Annotated in this window: 17 protein-coding genes; 11 read left to right on the top strand and 6 right to left on the bottom strand. The window is 58.2% G+C overall.

Translation table 11 applies throughout. From position 1 onward, the window contains the following. Positions 1-11: 11 nt before the first annotated feature. Entirely contained in the window at positions 12-713 is a 702-nt protein-coding gene (locus tag QML71_RS08125; RefSeq protein WP_282011425.1) for a hypothetical protein, read from the bottom strand. 305 nt (positions 714-1,018) lie between these two features. Here QML71_RS08125 and QML71_RS08120 point away from each other — a divergent pair, with 305 nt between their 5' ends. Genes QML71_RS08120 through QML71_RS08095 form a run of 6 tightly spaced genes read left to right on the top strand, consistent with a single transcriptional unit; the run spans position 1,019 to position 6,661 of the window. Next, the gene (locus QML71_RS08120; protein ID WP_282011424.1) at positions 1,019-1,504 is read left to right on the top strand and encodes a peroxiredoxin family protein; all 486 of its coding nucleotides are present in this window, start codon (positions 1,019-1,021) and stop codon (positions 1,502-1,504) included. Between the two features lie 36 nt (positions 1,505-1,540). Next, positions 1,541-2,692: a hypothetical protein gene (locus tag QML71_RS08115; protein ID WP_282011423.1), complete on the top strand. Its 1,152-nt coding sequence runs from the start codon at positions 1,541-1,543 to the stop codon at positions 2,690-2,692. A gap of 18 nt (positions 2,693-2,710) precedes the next feature. Next, positions 2,711-3,409, top strand: a complete 699-nt coding sequence (locus QML71_RS08110; protein WP_282011422.1) for an ABC transporter ATP-binding protein — start codon at positions 2,711-2,713, stop codon at positions 3,407-3,409. Beyond that, positions 3,406-4,575 carry an ABC transporter permease gene (locus QML71_RS08105; protein WP_282011421.1) on the top strand — a complete coding sequence of 390 codons (1,170 nt, stop codon included), beginning with the start codon at positions 3,406-3,408 and terminating at the stop codon, positions 4,573-4,575. The genes QML71_RS08110 and QML71_RS08105 overlap by 4 nt, the downstream gene beginning before the upstream one ends. Beyond that, the gene (locus QML71_RS08100) at positions 4,572-5,873 is read left to right on the top strand and encodes an ABC transporter permease (RefSeq protein ID WP_282011420.1); all 1,302 of its coding nucleotides are present in this window, start codon (positions 4,572-4,574) and stop codon (positions 5,871-5,873) included. The genes QML71_RS08105 and QML71_RS08100 overlap by 4 nt, the downstream gene beginning before the upstream one ends. Before the next feature lie 2 nt (positions 5,874-5,875). After that, positions 5,876-6,661, top strand: coding sequence for an outer membrane lipoprotein-sorting protein (locus QML71_RS08095; RefSeq protein WP_282011419.1), 786 nt, complete (start codon positions 5,876-5,878; stop codon positions 6,659-6,661). A 21-nt stretch (positions 6,662-6,682) separates the two neighbouring features. On the opposite strand, the gene QML71_RS08090 is transcribed toward QML71_RS08095, so the two are convergent. From QML71_RS08090 to QML71_RS08075, 4 genes are read right to left on the bottom strand one after another with little or no spacing between them, the layout of a single operon-like run. Continuing rightward, complete coding sequence (locus tag QML71_RS08090) at positions 6,683-7,243, bottom strand: SLOG cluster 4 domain-containing protein (RefSeq protein ID WP_282011418.1); 561 nt, start codon at positions 7,241-7,243, stop codon at positions 6,683-6,685. Continuing rightward, on the bottom strand, positions 7,236-8,231 hold the full coding sequence (locus tag QML71_RS08085) for a DUF58 domain-containing protein (protein ID WP_282011417.1): 996 nt from the start codon (positions 8,229-8,231) through the stop codon (positions 7,236-7,238). Before QML71_RS08085 ends, QML71_RS08090 begins: the two co-directional genes overlap by 8 nt. A gap of 47 nt (positions 8,232-8,278) precedes the next feature. Continuing rightward, a complete protein-coding gene (locus QML71_RS08080) occupies positions 8,279-9,223 on the bottom strand; it encodes an AAA family ATPase (RefSeq protein ID WP_282011416.1) in 945 nt (314 codons plus the stop codon). Beyond that, positions 9,220-9,798 carry a uracil-DNA glycosylase gene (locus tag QML71_RS08075; protein ID WP_282011415.1) on the bottom strand — a complete coding sequence of 193 codons (579 nt, stop codon included), beginning with the start codon at positions 9,796-9,798 and terminating at the stop codon, positions 9,220-9,222. The genes QML71_RS08080 and QML71_RS08075 overlap by 4 nt, the downstream gene beginning before the upstream one ends. 365 nt (positions 9,799-10,163) lie before the next feature. Between QML71_RS08075 and QML71_RS08070 the strand changes: the two genes are divergently transcribed. The 3 genes from QML71_RS08070 (at position 10,164) to QML71_RS08060 (ending at position 13,246) form a co-directional block, all read left to right on the top strand. Continuing rightward, positions 10,164-10,481 carry a hypothetical protein gene (locus tag QML71_RS08070; protein WP_282011414.1) on the top strand — a complete coding sequence of 106 codons (318 nt, stop codon included), beginning with the start codon at positions 10,164-10,166 and terminating at the stop codon, positions 10,479-10,481. A 93-nt stretch (positions 10,482-10,574) separates the two neighbouring features. After that, positions 10,575-12,239, top strand: coding sequence for an arginine--tRNA ligase (gene argS / locus QML71_RS08065; RefSeq protein WP_282011413.1), 1,665 nt, complete (start codon positions 10,575-10,577; stop codon positions 12,237-12,239). A 197-nt stretch (positions 12,240-12,436) separates the two neighbouring features. Continuing rightward, complete coding sequence (locus QML71_RS08060) at positions 12,437-13,246, top strand: SPOR domain-containing protein (protein WP_282011412.1); 810 nt, start codon at positions 12,437-12,439, stop codon at positions 13,244-13,246. Here the strand turns inward: QML71_RS08060 and QML71_RS08055 are convergent. After that, positions 13,236-14,615 carry a tetratricopeptide repeat protein gene (locus QML71_RS08055; RefSeq protein ID WP_282011411.1) on the bottom strand — a complete coding sequence of 460 codons (1,380 nt, stop codon included), beginning with the start codon at positions 14,613-14,615 and terminating at the stop codon, positions 13,236-13,238. The genes QML71_RS08060 and QML71_RS08055 overlap by 11 nt on opposite strands. Positions 14,616-14,791: 176 nt before the next feature. On the opposite strand from QML71_RS08055, the gene QML71_RS08050 reads away from it, so the two are divergent. Together QML71_RS08050 and QML71_RS08045 are read left to right on the top strand one after the other, a co-directional pair. Continuing rightward, entirely contained in the window at positions 14,792-15,823 is a 1,032-nt protein-coding gene (locus QML71_RS08050; protein WP_282011410.1) for a YheT family hydrolase, read from the top strand. A gap of 4 nt (positions 15,824-15,827) precedes the next feature. Then, on the top strand, positions 15,828-17,531 hold the full coding sequence (locus tag QML71_RS08045) for a putative ABC transporter permease subunit (RefSeq protein WP_282011409.1): 1,704 nt from the start codon (positions 15,828-15,830) through the stop codon (positions 17,529-17,531). Positions 17,532-17,539: the final 8 nt, after the last annotated feature.

Raw genomic sequence — 17,539 nt, 5'->3', positions numbered from 1 at the left:
AAAAGCTAGGGTTATTGATTCTGAGAGACTTGTTCGGCCAATTCGCTGAAATCAAAATTGATTTCATGATCCTCGGCGTCAATCTCTACTTTCCGGCTTTGAGTGCCCAGCACCTCGTGCCAGACATTCAACGTGTAACTTCCGGAGGGAATGTCCTCGATCACAAAAGAACCGGACTCCGGGGTGACTGCATAATAGGGGTTGGGGGTGACTACAATCCATGCCTGCATCCATGAATGGAGATCGCATTCGATTTTGACGATCTCCGCCTCTTCGAATTCCTGAACGTATTCCTGACCTGGGAGAAACATCAGGTTGATGGGATCGTTGTCGAAGGAATAGGTATGGATATTGTGGTTGATCGGGTCGCTCGAAAGAATCTGCAACTCAGCCCCGCGCGGCATCGCCACGATATGAGGACTGTAACGGCAGTTTTTCTGGTCGAGTTTGAAATCGCCGGTGATAGGGGCCTGAGTCAGCGCCTTGCCCTTCTTTTCGGTCAACCAGACCACTCCGTTCTGGACCTTCTGGCCATGCAGCAACAGGGCCTGACTGGAAAACTCGGGTCCGCAGGCTTTGCGATATTTACCCGTTTTGTGGATGGTGGGCGGCGGCGGCGTGCCACTGAATGTGACCGTCCCGTGCAGGCTGCCCGCATAGCTGGTACCCACCATCGCAAACAGACTGAATGTCAGAAAAAGACCTTTAAACATATTAACTTAAGCCCCGTTTAGGTTGATCCATCGAATCATATCTCAATCCCAAAGCAAGTGCAAGAGCGACTTGGGATACCGCAGACCCTGATTTCCCGGTTGTCACGGAAGGTCGGCGGGACCTTTCAAGTCACCTTCATTTTAGTGGCTTTCCATTAAAAATACCTGAATCGGGCATGAAAATTTCTTAATGTCGCCCGAACCGGATTTGGCTTTAATTCGTTTTCCCCGTATTTTAGAATGAACTCAGAGTGGCCCCATAATGAACGCAAAATTAGGCCTTTACTTAAAAGAATGAGGACATCATGAAAAAGACTGCCATTTTCATCCTACTTTTTACGTTGGCATTCCAACCCGCCTGGGCGGCGGTCCCCAAAGCCGGAGACGAAGCCCCCGCTTTCTCCCTGACTTCGGTCGATGGCAAGCAGGTCACGCTGAGCGACTTCAAGGGCAAGGTGGTGCTGGTGGGCATGTTCCACATCTGTGTTCCTTGCATGAACCAGGCGATGGAGTTTGAGAAGGTGAGGAAGGAACTGGGGCCGGACCAAGTGGCCATCGTCGGCATCAACACCAGCGGCGATTCCAAAGAAAAGGTCATGGACTACCTTTCCCAGTTTCCGGAAAAAGTCGATTTTCCCTACCTGCTGGACCCCGGCCACACGGTTCACCAGAAATACGTGCAACGCGACATGCCGACGGTATTGATCATCGATTCCAAGGGCGTCATCCGTGCGCGCAGCCCCGGCGTGGGTGCGGATCAATTGATCCCATTTATTAAGGACTTACTTTAGATATATATAGTTAAACTATTATATATAGGTTGATTATTGAGCCGATCCGGTCTCGTCATTCTTGTTCGCCTCACAATCCTGAGTCTCGGCCTGTGGAGCGCGGCCATCTCCACGGCCTGGGCTCTGGATTGGCGTTATGAAGGGCGCTTTCTGGCCGGGTCGGAGTACCTCTGGGACCCACCTCCCGGTTCCAATGATTTTGACCACCAGGTGCAGTTGCGCAACGGCCTGGTCGGCGATCTCTGGAGCACGGAGACCGCCCTCCTTGATTTCGAGTTCATTTTCCAGTCCGAGTACCGCAGTGGCGCCGGTGAACAGGCGGGTTTCACCGAAGAATGGGATTTCGACGTGTTCCGCGGCTGGCTGCGTTTCGAGAAGGACCGCGTGCGGCTGCGTGCCGGTCGCCAGGCCATCCTGTTCGGCCCGGGTCAACTGTTCCGGCCACTGGGCCTGTTCGACACGCGCAACATTTCCGGCGTCATCCCGCAGACCGACGGCGTCGATGGTTTCCGCGCTACCTACTTTACCGGCCCCACCTCGCAGATCGAGGGCTGGGCCATTCCCGCCCAACTCAACGAGCGGGTTATTTGGGGACTGCGCGGCGAGCGCCAGCTTGGTATTCTGGAAACGGGGCTGCTGTTCCAGTACAAGCCGGTCACCGACCTGGAAAACCTGCCCAGCTTCAATCTGGAGTTGTTCCAGTTCGGGTATCACTTCAAGGGTACCAAGACGATCGGCTTCTGGAACGAGGGTCGCGTCGATATCGAGGAAAACAAGCCCGGCAAACCGGTCCGCTTCGACACCGTGGTGGGCGTGGATTACACCTTCAATGTCGGTCAGGGGCTGCACGTACTGCTGGAATATTTTTACCGGACGCAGGAACCGGGTTTCACTATCGAGGATGTGAAAGGCGAGCGCACGCTGCATGAGTTGGGAATGCTCATCGACCAACCGGTCGGCATCGCCACTGTCTGGCGTTTCTTCGCATTCTACGATCTGCGCGACCGCAGTTTCCAACTGGCCCCGCAGATCGAGTACAACGTGTTCGACCAGGTTTATCTCTATCTCACCGCCCGGCTGGGCGGCAGCGTCGAAGGCGACAACCGCACCGGCCGCCTGTTCCGCCGGACGCCGAGGCTCAACGGCAGCGAGTCGCGGGTGGGGCTGACGCTGGTTTGGTTTCACTGAATAGAAAGGAAACGCCGCATGTTCAGCATGGAGAACGTGACCAAGGTGTACCGGGTGGGGGAACAGGATTTCACCGCGCTGCACTCCATTTCTCTCGAAATCGAAAGCGGCTCGTTCCTGTCCTTCGTCGGGCCGTCGGGTTCCGGCAAGACCACGTTGCTCAATATTCTGGGCGGACTCGACCGGCCCACCACAGGTGAGGTGCGTTTTCAGGGAAAATCCCTGAGTGTCATGTCGCGTGTCGAATTGGCCGCCTTCCGCCGCGACCACGTCGGCTTCATCTTCCAGTCCTACAACCTGCTTCCCGTGTACGACGTCTATGAAAACGTGTTGTTCCCGCTGATCCTGATGGGGCGCAGGGAAGCCGATGTGCGCGACCGGGTGCGGGAACTGGTCCACGAGGTCGGCCTGTCCGACCAGATCCACAAGAAACCGGCGACGCTCTCCGGCGGCCAGTGCCAGCGCGTGGCCATTGCGCGCGCCCTGGTGAAGAACCCGGCGGTGGTGCTGGCGGACGAACCGACGGCCAACCTCGACGCGGAGAACTCCTATCACATCCTGGAGTTGATGCAGAAACTCAACCGCGACTTCAACGCCGCCTTCGTATTCAGCACCCACGATGAGAAGGTGACGCAGTTCGTGCGCCGCGAAATCCAGTTGGAAGACGGCTACGTCAAGGCGGACCGGACGCGGAAAGTGGGAGGCGAGGCGGCGTGATCTTCCAGATGGCGTTCAAGAATTTCATCCGGCAGGGCACGCGGGCGTGGCTCAACGTGCTGGTGACGGCGCTGATCCTGATCGCCGTGGTGTTTGCGCTGTCCTTGCTCAACGGATTTCAGGCGCAGGCGTTGCGCAACATGGCCAGCACCGATGTCGCTGGTGGCCATTACCGCGCGCCGGGCTTCGACCTCCTGACGCCCACCGAGTGGGAGGACCACACGCTGCCGGTGCCGGACACGCTGGCGCGTCTGCCGGAGTCGGAGAAGGCGGAAGTGCTCATCCTGCAGGGGCAGTTGTTCCCCAACCGCCGTTTGTTTCCGGTGCAGTTGCGCGGCATGGACATGGACCAGACCCTGCTGGAATTGCCACTGGAACCCCTGCGCCGCGAGAGCAGCAAGGTGGAAGACGTGATTCCCGTCATTCTCGGAAACAAAATGGCCGAGAAATCGCACCTCACGGTGGGCGATACGGTGGTGCTGAAATGGCGCGACCGGCATGGCGCGGTGGATGCCCGCGACGCGCGCGTCGTCGATGTGGTGCCGCTGATCAATCCGCGCATCGATGAAGGCGTGGTGTGGATGCGCCTCGACCATCTCCGGCAGATCACCGACCGTCCCAATGAAGTCACCTGGGTGGCGGTGAAGGAACCACTGGGCGCGGTGCCGGGTTTCGAGTTCGAGACGGTGGACATGCTGATGGAAGACCTGCTGACGCTGCTCAAACACGACCGCCGCAACACGCGCATCCTGTGGGTCATTCTCATATCGCTGGCTGCCATCAGCGTGTTCAACACGCAGATCCTGAACGTATTCAAACGGCAAAAAGAGATCGGCACGCTGATGGCGCTGGGCATGCCGCCCGCCCGGGTGGTGCGGCTGTTCACACTGGAAGGCAGCCTCGCGGGGGTGCTGGCGGTGGGGGTGGCGGCAGCGCTGGGCATTCCCTTCTTCATCTGGTTTCAGGGCGTTGGATTCGACGTGTCCCACCTGAGCGAAACCGGATTTCCGGTGCGCGAGAAAATCTTCCTCGACATCCGCCCGTGGGAGGTCGTCATTTCAACCCTGGTCACGGTGGGCATCGTCATCGCCGTGGCCTGGGCACCGGTCAAAAAAATCGTGCGGCTGGATGCGACCGAGGCCTTGCGCGGGAGGGCGATCACATGATGCGCTGGATTCTGCAAGGCATCGTGCGCGACAAGAGCCGCTCGCTGTTTCCGTTTCTGATCGTCACCGTCGGCGTGGCGTTGATGGTGGGCCTGCTCGGTTTCATGGACGGCATTTTCATGGGCATGCTCGACATGTCGGCCAAGCTGGACACCGGCCACCTGCGTGTGGTCAACAAACCGTTTTACGACGAAGAGCATTTGATTCCCCTCGACCGGGCGCTGGCGGGGCAGGCTGAAACCCGCAAGTGGCTGGAGGCGCACAGCGACCCCCGCATCGAATGGGCGCCGCGCATCCGCTGGGGGGCGCTGATGGACGTGCCCGATGCACAGGGCAATACGAAAAGCCAGACTCCCATTACCGGCATGGCGGTGCGCCTTCTGGACCCGGCGTCGCCGGAACGGCAGCGGCTGGATCTGGAGGCCTCGGTCATTGCCGGCCGCGTTCCCGAAAAACCCGGTGAAATGTTGATGGGTTACCTGCTGGCGCAATCGTTGAAACTGAAACGGGGCGACACCGTCACCCTGCTCGGCCAGACTTTTGACGGCGGTCTCGCTACCGACAATTACACGGTGTCGGGGTTGATCCGGTTCGGCGTCATGGCCATGGACAAGAAGATGGTGTTGATCGATCTGGACGACGCGCAGCACACGTTTTACATGGACAACATGGTCACCGACTGGCTGGGCTTCGTTCCCGCCTCGGCGCCGTATGATCGCTATAAAGACATGAAGCAGGCGATTCAAAGCCATCTGCCGGATTTGTTGAAGGACCCGCCTCCACAGTGGGCCGGGGACGATCGTCCCATCGTCCTCACCATCCTCGATCAGCGCAACATCGGCGAGATCGCGCGCAAGTTCGAATTGATCCGCGGCGTCATCGTCCTCATTTTCACGTTCCTGATGGTGCTGGTGTTGTGGAACGCGGGCCTGTTGAACGGCATCCACCGTTACGGCGAGATGGGGCTGCGGCTGGCGATGGGCGAGACGCACCGGCACCTGGTGGCGTCGTTGACGCTCGAGGCTTTCGCCGTCGGCGTCATCGGTTCCATCGGCGGGTGCGTGGTGGGGGGGCTGGTGGTGTTTTATTTGCAGGAAGTGGGCGTGGACATGGGCGACGCCTTGTCCAGGTCGGGATTGATGCTCAACGATGTGGCGCGCGGACGCCTCACCGTCGAGGGCTTCGTGCGCGGCATTGTGCCGGGCATGACCGCCAGCGTGGCCGGCAGCCTGTTCGCCAGCCTCGCTATCTTTCAACGGTCGGAAGCCAACCTGTTCCGCGAACTGGAAGTGGGGTGACGATGTTGTTCAAACAATGGATTTATAGAGCGGGTTTCATTTTCATGCTGGCGTGCGGCATGCTGGCGTTTGCCATCGGTCCGGCGGGGGCCGATGACGACCTTAAAAACCTCGATCCACAGGCATTGGTGGTCGCCATCGACAATAACATGTGGTCCACCACCAAGTACGTCGAGGGACGCTTGATCGTGGACAACGGACGGCGTGAACGCACGCTGGAAATGAATACGTGGATGGAAGGAATCACCAAATCGTTCAGCCATTACAAATCGCCGCCGCGTGAGCGTGGCACCAAGATGCTGAAGATCGAACGCAAGCTGTGGTTGTACACGCCGCAAACCGACCGCACCATCCTGATCGCCGGGCACCTGCTGCGGCAGTCGATGATGGGCAGCGACCTGTCTTATGAAGACATGCTGGAAGACGAGAAGTTGAGCGAGGCCTACATTCCCGAAATCGACAAGGTGGAGGCGTTTGAAGGGGTGACGTCGCTGGTGCTGGACTTGACGGCGAAGGACCCGGCCAAGACCTATCAGTCACGCAAGGTGTGGACCGATCCGGTGCGCAAGATCGTTCTGCGCGAACAGCGCTTCGCCAAAAGCGGCAAGTTGCTCAAGATGATCGACTTCAAGGACTACCGTCCCATCGGCGACCGGTTGTTCCCGCGCCGCATGGTGTTCCGCGACATGCTGAAAGATGGCACCAAAACCACTTACATGTTCGACCACATCGAGTTCGATGTGGACATCCCGCCCAAATATTTTTCCAAACGGATTCTCAAGCGCTGAGGATTTTTCAAGCGGTGAGGTTCAATTGAACCAGTCCGGTTCCAGACTGCGAATAGCGGCGATGACGTCATCGGGCGAGTTGACCACCCGCGCCTCGCTGCGGGAGAATTCATCCCAGATGTGGTCCTTGTTCAACAGCACCAGCGGCTTTTTGTACTCAAGAGCCAGTTGCACTTCCGAGCGCGTGCCGGGTCCGCCAGGGAACGCGATGAGAAGGTCCGACGTGAGCACGATGATGTGGTTGCGGCTGGCCAGCCCCTTCCCCTGAATGCCCGACAGGTGCAGGTGGGTGTAGATGGGAATATCGACGAAATCGTTGGGGTAACCGGGCGGCGATTTGTAATGGCTGCGCATCGGCGCCCGGTCGCAGGCAATGCCGGAGGGGAGGATGCCGATCACCTTGCCCTTACGGTGCGACACTTGGTGGAACGCCTGCGAAATGGACTCCATCACCCCGCCGCCTCCGCCATTCACCAGGTTGAATCCCTGCTCGGCAATCCACCGGCCGATGGGCCACGTCAACTTGGCGTACTGATTGGTGCCAGAGCCGATGATTCCGATTTGAACTGTCTTCTTAGCCATTATTTTCCGTCGTTTTGGTGCGGAAATCGGGAGTCACCAACGCCAGGTAGGTGAGGATCGATTCCAGATGTGCCTCCGAGTTTGCCGAAGGCGATTCGTGGTCGTGTGTCTTGAGGCGCACCTCGTCCCCCCGCCGCATCAGGTGGTAGGCGAGGGAAGCGGTTTCTGAGATGCGTCGTTCCAGAATGTCGGACGCCACCATTCTCTGCGTTTCAGGATTGATGACATTCAGAAATAGAGTGAAGCTGTGGAAGCCGCCATGCGCGAATTCCTTGACGCGCAGGTTTCCGGTTTTGGCGCTGGACTTCCAGTGCACCGCGCTCAAGGTATCGCCGGGGCGGAACTCCCGCAGTGCAAACAGATCGTCCCCTCTCTGGCTGATCACCCCTTCGCCCTCTTCGGCGATATCCGTCGGGTCCGGCAACTCCACGTCCTTGATCACCGGAAACACCAGCGTTTCCACATCGACCGGCACCAGCCGCGTTTTGATAAAGAACCCGAACGGGAACCGCGTTCGCAATTGCGCGTAGCGGATTCTCAAACGGCCGCGCTTCCTTGCGGTGAGCAGCGCGGTCTTTTCCACGGTGGTTCTAGCCGGGATCTGAAAAAAATACAAGGCAGGCTCTACCCGGTACCGTCCCTGGGAGTCCGGTGGAAACTCCACGTAACACGAATACGACGACGATCGTTTTTTATCGTTGTGGACCTGGATTTGAATCGGGTAGGCGTCGCCAGGATAAATCGTTTTGGGCAGGCTGGCCCGGATCCGGATGTTCCGCAACGTGTGCTCGGAAAGGATACCCGAAACGGCGATGAAACTGCAACACATGGCAAGGATCAGATAGAGGAGATTGTTGCCGGTGTTGATGGCGCCCAGCCCCACCCCGAACACAAGGAAAATGAAGCCGCCACCCTCGCGGGTCAGGTGCAGTGTCCGGTTATAGAACGAAACGGTGAAAACCGGTTTGTATTCATTCGGTGGGTTCATGGAAACACTCCGCAAGGAGGATGCGGCACGAAATGCAACGCATGATCTTAGACCGGGATTTCCATTTTGTCGACAATTTCGAGGATGACCGCCGAGGTGTCCGCCACGGTGCGTTTGTTCATGCCGTGATGGTTCTGCGGAATGACACGGTGGCAGAGCACCGGCACGGCGAGTTGCTTGATGTCGTCGGGTATGCAGTAGGTGCGGCCGTGCACCAGAGCGCGGGCGCGGGCGGCCTGTTGCAGGATCAGTCCACCGCGTGGGCTGACACCCAAAGACAGGTGTTTCGATTCGCGGGTGGCCGTCACCACGTTCATGATGTAGTCGATCAACACCGGCTCCATGGTCACGGCTTCGGCCTGCCGTTGCAGGTCGATCACATTCTCGCGGCTGAGGATGGCCTGCAATTCCCGGATGTTGCGCGACGGCGACTGCGTGCCGAGCAGTTTGCGTTCTTCCTCCGGATCGGGATAGCCCATCGACAGATACATCATGAAACGGTCGAGCTGCGACTCCGGCAACGGATGCGCGCCGTGGCTCTCGATCGGATTCTGCGTGGCGATCACCATGAACGGGTCTTCCAGGTCGTAGGTGCGGTTGTCCACCGACACCTGTTTTTCGTTCATCGCCTCCAGCAGGGCGCTCTGCGTGCGTGGAGATGAGCGGTTGATCTCATCCGCCAGCACCAGGTTGGCGAAGATGGGGCCGCGGTTGAACTCGAACGAGTTGTCCTTCTGATTGTAGATGGAGACGCCGACGATGTCCGACGGCAGGATGTCGTTGGTGAATTGAATACGGCGGAACTCGAGGCCGAGCGAGCGCGCCAGCGCAAACGCCAGCGAGCTTTTGCCGACGCCGGGGACGTCTTCGATCAACAGGTGTCCGCCCGCGATCAGGGTGACGATGGTGTTCTCGATCACGTCGGGCTTGCCGATGATGACGCTTTCAATGTTGGACTGCAGACGGGCAATGGCCGTGTTCGCCTGGGTCATGGTTTCAGTACCTCAAGAACTTTTTGCATGTCTTCCATCACCGCGCGCCGGTTTTCCAGCGTGTAGAAGCGGAGCAGGTACGCCGGGTGGAACGTGAGCATCAGCGGAATGCCGTCGAACTCGTGCCAGGTGCCGCGCTCCTTGGTGATGGCGACGGTCCGGCCGAGCAGGGTCGATGCCGACGGTTTGCCCAGCGCGACGATCACTTTGGGCCGGATGGCCCGCACCTGCTCGATCAGAAACGGCTTACAGGCGTCGATCTCTTCCGCCTCCGGGTCGCGGTTGCCGGGCGGCCGGCATTTGACGATGTTGCAGATATAAGTGTCCTGCTCCCGGTTCAGGTGCATGCCCTTTTCGATGATTTCGGTCAGCTTCTTACCGGCGCGGCCGACAAAGGGCAGGCCCTGCGCGTCCTCATCCGCTCCGGGACCCTCGCCGATGAACAGCAGTTTGGCGTTCGGGTTGCCGGAGCCGAAAACGATGTTCTGACGTGTTGCCGACAGCTTGCACCGCGTGCAGTCGCCGAGTTCGTTGCGGACTTCGATCAGGCGGCTGCTGGCATCGGTTTGGTTCATGGTTTCGGTGGTGGCGGAGACCGGTTCGGGAGATGGGATGGGTGCCGGCGCAGGTCGCCGTTCCCCATCCGTGGGTTCCCCACCTGGGGGCCGCACAGGAGCCGGATTCGGGGCCGGGGGGCGGGTTTCCAGCGCCTGGGTCAACGGCACGCGATCCATCCCCTGATCCCTGAGAAATACCAGGTAATCCTTCAATTGTCGCAATAAAACCGTTCGTTCCGTCTCGACCCCCATAATAAAAAGGATAGCAGAAGATCGGGGGCAGTCAACCGCTAAGGGGGTGGCGCGAACTTGGCGGGCGAATTATAATTGTTTTGATTTTGAGGTTTCTTTATAATCCCCTGATCTACAACAGGAGGTGAGTCATGTCGGGTCTCAAAAGCGCCTGGGAATTGAGTATGGAAAAGTCAGACAAGATGATTCCGGGCCTCAAAAACAAGAAAAAGCTCACCACCGCCCAGAAGAAAGAAATCGACGCCATCCGCAAGGAATACAAGGCGCGCATCGCCGATAAAGACGTGATGCTTCAGCACGCACTCAGCAATCTGGCAGAGCGGACACGACCTGAAAATCTGCACGGGGCCGCGGAAGAACTCAAACGGGAATTCGCCGAGGACAAGGAACGCCTGGAACAAGAAATGGAAAGCAAGATCGCGGCGATCCACACATCCCGCAAACCATAATCAGTCATTCCCCCCTTTTTTGATCCTTAACAGGAACTTGTTGAGCGCTCCTTCGAGAGAGGGCGTTCTGCAATCTCTATGAGAATAGAAAGCATGAAAGATATTGTCAAACACATGGTGGTGCAGGCGCTCAACCGGGTTAAAGAGCAGGGTGGACTGAGCCTGGAAGCATTGCCGGACGTTGTGGTCGAAGAACCCAAGGATGAAGCGCTGGGAGACTTCGCCTCCACCGTTGCCATGCAATTGGCTAAATCGGAAAAAAAGAACCCTCGCGAGATTGCGGAGAAGATCTGTACTGAAATCGAGTCGGAAGGCGGGCAGGCGGAGTCGGCCACCGTCGCCGGTCCCGGGTTCATCAACATTAAAATGACGCAGGATTTCTTCCGCCAGCAACTGCGCGAGGCCGCGGGCCTGGGCAAGGACTTCGGCCGCTGCCACGTGGGTGAAGGCAAGAGGGTGCTGGTCGAGTTCGTCAGCGCCAACCCCACCGGCCCCCTGCACGTCGGGCACGGACGCGGCGCCGCCGTCGGCCACGCCTTGTCCTGCATCCTCAAGATGGCCGGGTTCGACGTCTCTTCGGAGTATTACATCAATGACGTCGGCAACCAGATGAACACGCTGGGGCGCTCCACCTGGCTGCGCTACAAGGAATTGCTGGGGGAGACCGTGCAGTTCCCCGAAGAAGGTTATCAGGGGGATTACATCCAAGGCATTGCCAAAGAGATCATCGACCGCGATGGCCGCAGCCATCTCGAAAAAAACGAGGAAGACGCGCTGAACTTTTTCCGGCTGTACGCCACCGCGTCCATCCTCGAAGGCATCAAGGAAGACCTGAAGGCGTTCCGCGTGGAATACGACCACTGGTTCAGCGAGCAGATTCTGCACGAAGACCAGTCGGTGGACCAGTCGCTCGAATGGCTGCGTGACAAGGGCTACATCTATGACAAGGACGACGCCACCTGGCTGAAGACCTCCGACTTCGATGACGACGCCGACCGCGTGCTCATCAAAAACGACGGCGAAAAGACCTATTTCTGCGCCGACATCGCCTACCACAAAAACAAGATCGATCGCGGCTTCAACATGATTCTGGACCTGTGGGGTGCGGATCACCACGGCTACGTGCCGCGCATGCAGTCGGTGCTCAAGATGATGGGGTTTGACGAGGACGTATTCAAGGTCATCCTTGTGCAGTTCGTCGCGCTGCGCCGGGGCGGCGAGAAGGTGTCCATGTCCACGCGCTCCGGCGAGTTCGTCACCCTCGCGGATGTGGTCAAGGAAGTGGGCGTCGATGCCACGCGTTTCTTCTTCCTGATGCGCAGCTCCGACAGCCATCTGGATTTCGATCTGGAACTGGCGAAAAAAGAAACGCCGGAAAATCCCGTCTATTACATCCAGTACGCGCACGCGCGCATCTGCAACCTGTTCCGCACCGCCGAGGAGCAGGGCTACCGGGCCGAAGACTGGGCCAACGCGGACCTGGGGCCGTTGACCGAAAATGCCGAGTTTGCGTTGATCAAAAAGATCCTGTCGTTTCCCGAATGCATCGAGAAGAGCGCCTTGTCGCAGGAGGTGCACCGCATTCCCTTTTACCTGAACGACCTCGTCTCCATCTTCCACAATTACTACGCCCATCACCGCATCGTGACCGACAACCCGGAACTGACGCGGGCGCGGCTGTTTCTCATCCACACCCTGCGCAATGTCATCGCCAGTGGCCTGGCCCTGATGGGCGTGACGGCTCCGGAAAAAATGTAGGGACTCCCACACCCCTTCCACCGCGTTATGAAGCCGCAGGGAGCCCCCTGAGGACGGTTCCGTGCCCGGCGCTGCCCCGGTTTTTAATAAAATTTGTTTAAATTATTGAAAATCATGGTATACTTTTCCTATCTTTCATCAAATAAAAACAATCACTTAGGCGGAGGTTCCGGATTGGACCCGGTTGGGGAGCTGTCATGCGATTGAAGACCCGCATCATCTTGATCCTGTTTTTCTTTGCGGTCGGTGCCGGCACCGGCTATGCCTGGCGCAGCACTATTTTTGTGCCCACCCTCGATAAGGAGGAAGCCATCGAGGTTGCCGAGAAGCAACGCGCGGTCAAGCCGGACAATCTCAAGAAGAGGCTGAAGGATGTGGTGCCCGCACCCAAAATCGAAAACGATTTCACCTTCTTCGATACCCTGAATGATGTCAGCCAGAATCGGTTTGTGGACCTCGATGGCAGCATCGTCGAAAAGCAGGGCTATCAGCAGGAAATGCTGGACGACGTTGAGGATGAGGACATGCCGGATACGGAAGCCGAACCCCCGATCGTCGAAGCGGTCCAAAAGCCCGAAGCACCGGAGACACCCGCTCCCGTAAAGCTGGTGCAGCAGGACTCGGCGAAGAGTCTGGAAGAAAAGATCAAGGAACTCGAAGCGTTGGTCGAAGATGAACCCGAAACCCAACCGGGCCCCTCGGAGTCCATCCCGTCCCCCCAGGTGAACCCACCGCAAGCCGGGACCCTGAAATCTGATGAATCCGGCGACCTGCGATACCGGGTGCAGGTCAGTTCGTTCCGCGAGGTGGAGCGGGCCCGTGCTTTGGAATCGACGTTGCAGGAAAAGGGCTACCCCGCTTTTTATCAGGCCGTCACGTTGCCGGGCGACAGCCTCTGGTACCGGGTGTTTCTGGGTGAGTTTTCAGACCGGAGTGCGGCGGAGGAGGCAGCGCGCCGGGCTCAGCAGCGCCATCAACTGGATACGGTGATCCTCACTATTCGGTAGGCGACGGGCCGACATGGATGTAACGGTCGGTGTTGTTGAACTGCTGCAGGATTTCGACCGGGTCCACTTCCAGCTTCCCTCCATAAAAATTTTCCTTGCTGTCATAGACCGTATTGAAGCGGTAGCCCTTGGTATCGTTCTGATACAGCTTTCGGCGCTCGTCATCGCCTTCAAACGTGAAGTCGAGAGTGGCCGTCTGGTCCGCCTTAATGGTGACGGTTCCGGTCTCTGTGGGGATGAACGGGTGCCAGGCAATCACCTCGTAGGTTCCGGGTGGAATGTCGTGGATTTCGAATCGTCCCTCGGCATCGGTCACGGCGTAATAAGGGTTGGCCACCATGAAGCCCCGCGTCTGGATGAACGGATGCAGGTTGCACTTGAGAATCATTTCCGGCGATCCGGGTTTCATGAACAGGGAGCGCACCTGCGAGGTGTGGGGCATGGTGTTTTTGTTCGACACCTGGTATTTGTATACGCCGTTGACCTCGTACAGTGCCATCTCGTGCTTGATGGGATCGGTGTTTTCCAGCAGTAAATCCTCGCCGTTTTTGAAACCGATCACATACTGATCCGCCTGGCAACGGTTGATGGTCACGTTGGTCATCTTGCGGTCAAACGGTTTTCCCTTTTCGACGCGGAGGATGGCGACCACGGTGTCCTTCAGGGCGCCGGTTTCTCCGACAACGAAGTCGTGCAGGATGCGGTGTCCCTGTCCATCGGAGATGCGGGAGCAGTATTTGATATTGGGGATGTTGATCAGATGGAAAACCCGTGGTTTCGGGATGGAACCGCGCATGGCCACCTTGCCTTTTAGAGAGCCGCCGTCGTCCACCGCGGCAATCTTGTACTCCGGGGTCATCTGGAAATACAGTTTGCGGGCGAGGGTGTTGTTGCGCCGGTAGAGCTTGGTCACCTGTGCGAGTGCCTTGTCGCGGGCGCCCATGTGTGCATACACCAGACCCAGATCGTAATCGGCGAACTTGAGTTGCGAATCCATCTTGAGCGCCCGCTCGATTTCCGTGGCGGCCTCGGCCAGCAGATCGACCTTGGCGAAGGACAATCCGCGCAGGTAACGGAACTGGGCGGTGTCGTAACCCTGTTGCAAGGCTTTTTCAAATGCGAGGAGTGCGTCCTTGTGTTGGCCGGTGCGGTCGAAAGCCACGCCGAGGTTGGCCCAGATCAGGCCATTGTCCGGTTGCTCGGCCAGCGCTTTTTGAAATGCGGTCACCGCTTCCGCCCAGTTGCCCAGCAGGCTCATGTCCTCAGCGTGTTTGAGATGCGGCGAGGAAACAGGTTCTTCCGCTACGGCCCATGGTGGGGCGACGAGGCAACACGTTAAAATAAAAATCCAGACGGGCAGGCGAATCATAAAATCGACAGAATAAAATATCAGGGTTTGATGGATGGGGACGAGAGGGCCATCCCAGTCAGCTCTCAACAGGCTTGCCAAACAGGCATGCGGTGACGCTATAATATCTTAAAATCGATTTGGAATTAAACGACGAAATGCGGGCAGAATCATCCATTCCCATTGAGGAGTAACTTGTGGCAGAAGTCCTTACCCCTATTCAGAACAGCACGGAATCCGAAATCGACCCGTTTTGGATGCCGTTCAAACCGCATGTACTGGCCCCGGGGCCGGTGGCGCAGACGATTGTCGGTTCGCAGTGGACCGGCGATACACGCATCCCGCCGCGCCGCTTTCACAAGGTGCGGCTGGGCAAAAACACCGTATTGGTGGTGGCTGAACTGAAACCGCAGGCGCCAAACCGGCCCCTGGTTGTGCTCGCCCACGGCATGGGCGGGTGCAGCGAGTCGGCGTACATCCGGCGCATTGCCCGCAAGCTGCATGAGGACGGCTACGGCGTGTTCATGGTGAACCAACGCGGCAGCGGTCCCGGCATGGGCCTGTGCGATCGCCTGTTCAACGGTGGCTCCAGCGACGATCTGGCGGCGATGCTCGATTTCATCACGGCGCGCTACCCGGAAGCGCCGCTGTTGCCGATCGGCTTTTCGCTGAGCGGCAACATTCTATTAAAATATCTGGGCGAGGGCCGTGCGTTGCCGTCACCATTGCGGGCAGCGTTGGCGGTCAATCCGCCGGTCGATCTGAAAGTCGCCAGCCGCGCCATCTCAGAAGGCCCCTTCGCCGGGACGTTCAACCGCTATTACCTCGGCCTCATGTACCGGCAGGTGGATGCCCTGCGCGAATGTTTTCCCGATGCCTTCGTGCCGGCAAAGCGGGCGCGCAGCATCTGGCAGTTCGACGAGACCTACACAGCCCCGGCGGCGGGCTATGCCAGCGTCGAAGACTACTATGCGTCGTGCAGCGCCCGTCAGTTTCTGAATGCCATCGACACCCCGACGACGCTGTTGTGCTCGCAGGACGATCCGTTCATTCCGCCTGAAGTGTTCGAGGGCATGGAGCAGGCGTCCCGGGTGCGGTTCGTGAACCCGAAAGCGGGCGGGCACATGGGCTACGTGTCGCGCCGACTCACGCCGCACGGCGACCGGCGCTGGATGGATTACGTCTGCGTGGAATGGGTGCGGGCGCACACGCTGAAAGCGGAACGGTGACGGTATGAATGCAATCCGGCAGTGGTGGACAGGCATGCAGAGCCTGGGGGCGGTGCGCATGCGGTTCATGAAAAATCATTTCGGCCGGCCCAACCGCGACAAGGTCACGCGCTGGGCGTTGATCGGCACGCTGGGGATGCTGTTCCTGGTGGCGGACTACCTGTTCTTTTACCGCATGGTCCAATACCTCGACGGCTTGCCGTTGCAGATCGGCGAGGAATTGATTGTGCAGTTGTTGAACGTGGTGTTCCTGACGCTGTTCGCCATGCTGTTGTTCTCGACCATCATTGCCGCGCTCGCCATCTATTACATTTCATCCGATCTCGATTTCCTGCACTCGCTGCCAATCTCGCTGGGGCCGATCATCCACGTCCGTTTCATGCAGACCGTGATCAATGCGTCGTGGGTGGTGCTGGTGTTCGCCTTGCCTATGTTCATCGCCTACGGGTATTACTTCAAGGTGACGACCTCGTACTACCTGTACCTGGTGCTGGCGTTCCTGCCGTTTGTGCTGCTGCCCTGCGCCCTGGGGGTGCTGGGCATCATGGTGCTGATGCGCTATTTCCCGACCGACAAGGCGCACCAGATCCTGTCGTTCATGGGGCTGTTCTTCGTGGCCGGACTGGTGGCGTTTCTCCGCTTCCTGTCGCCGGAAAAGTTTTTCGACAAGCAGGTGTCGGATGAAATGATCATCGACTTTGTCGAGAGCCTGCGCGTGCCGGAGTTTGAATACCTGCCCAGCAGTTGGATCACGCGCGGGTTGACGGCGTGGACGGCAGGCAACCACGACATCAGTTGGATGCGGCTGGGTTATCTCTATGCGGCGGCGGCGGTGACCCTGGTTCTGTTTGCGTGGTTGAGCCGTCGTATTTACCTTTCCGGCTGGCGCAGCTACCAGGAAGTGAAGAACGCACCGCGCATCAAGCATAAAAAGGACCGTGGTAAAAAACCGTGGCTCGCCTACCTGCCGGTGGAACCGATGAAACAGGCGCTCATCATGAAAGACGTGAAGGTGTTCACGCGCGATCCCTCGCACTGGTCGCAGATGTTCATCCTGCTGGTGCTGGTGATCGTTTACATCTTCAACATCATGAACCTGCCGCTCAACAACATCGCATTGAAAAACGTGGTGTCGGTGTTGAACATCGGTTTGATCGGGTTTGTGTTGTCGGCATTGATCGCGCGCTTTGTGTTTTCTTCGGTGAGCATCGAAGGCAAGAAGATGTGGACGCTGTACACCGCGCCGGTGGACATGCGCAGTTTTCTTCTGGCCAAGTTCTGGATGTACTGGCCACCCCTGTTGCTGGTGGCGGAGCTGTTGACGGTGGTCTCCAACCAGTTGCTGCAGGTGGATGCCTACGTGATGAAAATGTCCGTCATCGGTGTTATGCTGATCACCACCGGACTGGTCGGCATGGGCCTGGGCATGGGGGCCATGTATCCCCGCTTCGATCACGAAAACATGTCCGAAATTTCCACCGGCACCGGCGGCATCCTGTTCATGATCTCCAGCCTGATGTACGTGCTGCTGTTTCTCGTTCTGAGCGCCCGGCCGATGTACGTTCACTTCAACGAAAAGTTCCTGTTCAAGTTCGTCGGTGGCGTGGAGGTTCCGGTTTTCTATGGAATGATCGTGGTGCTGACCGCCGTGGTGACGTGGGTTCCCATGGCGCGTGGCATCCGTTCTCTGCGCCAGATGGATTTGTGAAGACACCC

Origin of the sequence: Nitrospina watsonii, from assembly GCF_946900835.1 — a bacterium.
GTDB lineage: Bacteria > Nitrospinota > Nitrospinia > Nitrospinales > Nitrospinaceae > Nitrospina > Nitrospina watsonii.
This window is presented reverse-complemented; position numbering and strand designations above follow the sequence as displayed.

Bases quoted from the DNA above. Each gene is read 5' to 3' on its own strand.
- argS (WP_282011413.1), top strand. From the start codon at position 10,575: ATGAAAGATATTGTCAAACACATGGTGGTGCAGGCGCTCAACCGGGTT.
- QML71_RS08060 (WP_282011412.1), top strand. From the start codon at position 12,437: ATGCGATTGAAGACCCGCATCATCTTGATCCTGTTTTTCTTTGCGGTC.
- QML71_RS08110 (WP_282011422.1), top strand. From the start codon at position 2,711: ATGTTCAGCATGGAGAACGTGACCAAGGTGTACCGGGTGGGGGAACAG.
- QML71_RS08085 (WP_282011417.1), bottom strand. From the start codon at position 8,231: ATGAACCCACCGAATGAATACAAACCGGTTTTCACCGTTTCGTTCTAT.
- QML71_RS08125 (WP_282011425.1), bottom strand. From the start codon at position 713: ATGTTTAAAGGTCTTTTTCTGACATTCAGTCTGTTTGCGATGGTGGGT.
- QML71_RS08100 (WP_282011420.1), top strand. From the start codon at position 4,572: ATGATGCGCTGGATTCTGCAAGGCATCGTGCGCGACAAGAGCCGCTCG.
- QML71_RS08090 (WP_282011418.1), bottom strand. From the start codon at position 7,243: ATGGCTAAGAAGACAGTTCAAATCGGAATCATCGGCTCTGGCACCAAT.
- QML71_RS08070 (WP_282011414.1), top strand. From the start codon at position 10,164: ATGTCGGGTCTCAAAAGCGCCTGGGAATTGAGTATGGAAAAGTCAGAC.
- QML71_RS08075 (WP_282011415.1), bottom strand. From the start codon at position 9,798: ATGAACCAAACCGATGCCAGCAGCCGCCTGATCGAAGTCCGCAACGAA.
- QML71_RS08120 (WP_282011424.1), top strand. From the start codon at position 1,019: ATGAAAAAGACTGCCATTTTCATCCTACTTTTTACGTTGGCATTCCAA.
- QML71_RS08055 (WP_282011411.1), bottom strand. From the start codon at position 14,615: ATGATTCGCCTGCCCGTCTGGATTTTTATTTTAACGTGTTGCCTCGTC.
- QML71_RS08095 (WP_282011419.1), top strand. From the start codon at position 5,876: ATGTTGTTCAAACAATGGATTTATAGAGCGGGTTTCATTTTCATGCTG.
- QML71_RS08045 (WP_282011409.1), top strand. From the start codon at position 15,828: ATGAATGCAATCCGGCAGTGGTGGACAGGCATGCAGAGCCTGGGGGCG.
- QML71_RS08080 (WP_282011416.1), bottom strand. From the start codon at position 9,223: ATGACCCAGGCGAACACGGCCATTGCCCGTCTGCAGTCCAACATTGAA.